Annotated in this window: 1 protein-coding gene; it reads left to right on the forward strand. The window is 75.1% G+C overall.

Translation table 11 applies throughout. The features are described 5' to 3' along the window. Positions 1-567, forward strand: a 567-nt coding sequence (locus KUM32_RS36245) for a helical backbone metal receptor (RefSeq protein WP_217146149.1), incomplete at both ends; no start/stop codon positions are given.

Genomic DNA, 567 nt, shown 5'->3' on the forward strand with positions numbered 1-567 from the left:
CTCGTGCCCTCGCTCACCGAGGCGGTGGCCGTCACCGCCCCCGGGCTGCTGGTCGGCGCCACCGACTGGTGCAGCCACCCGGCCGACCTCGCGGTGGAGCGCGTCGGCGGCACCAAGAACCCGGACACCGCGCGCATCGCGGCCCTCGCCCCCGACCTGGTCATCGCCAACGAGGAGGAGAACCGCGAACCCGACCTGGCCGCCCTGCGCGCCGCCGGCCTCGACGTCTGGGTCACCGAGGTACGCGGTCTTGAGCAGGCGTTCAGTGAACTGCACCGGGTGCTCGTGGACGGCTGCGGGCTCGCCAGGCCCGACTGGCTCGACGCGGCCGAGCGCGCCTGGCACCAGGTGGCCGCGGACGCCACCGGCCAGCGGCGCAGCGCCGTGGTGCCGGTGTGGCGCCGGCCCTGGATGGTGCTCGGCCGCGACACCTTCGCCGGCGACCTCCTGACGCGCCTCGGCGTCCACCAGTTGTACGCAGACCACGCCGAGCGCTACCCCCGCGTACCGCTGGAGGAGTTGCGGGCCAGCGGCGCCGACTTGGTGGTGCTGCCCGACGAGCCGTAC

The sequence above is a fragment of the Streptomyces sp. AC627_RSS907 genome (assembly GCF_019049165.1).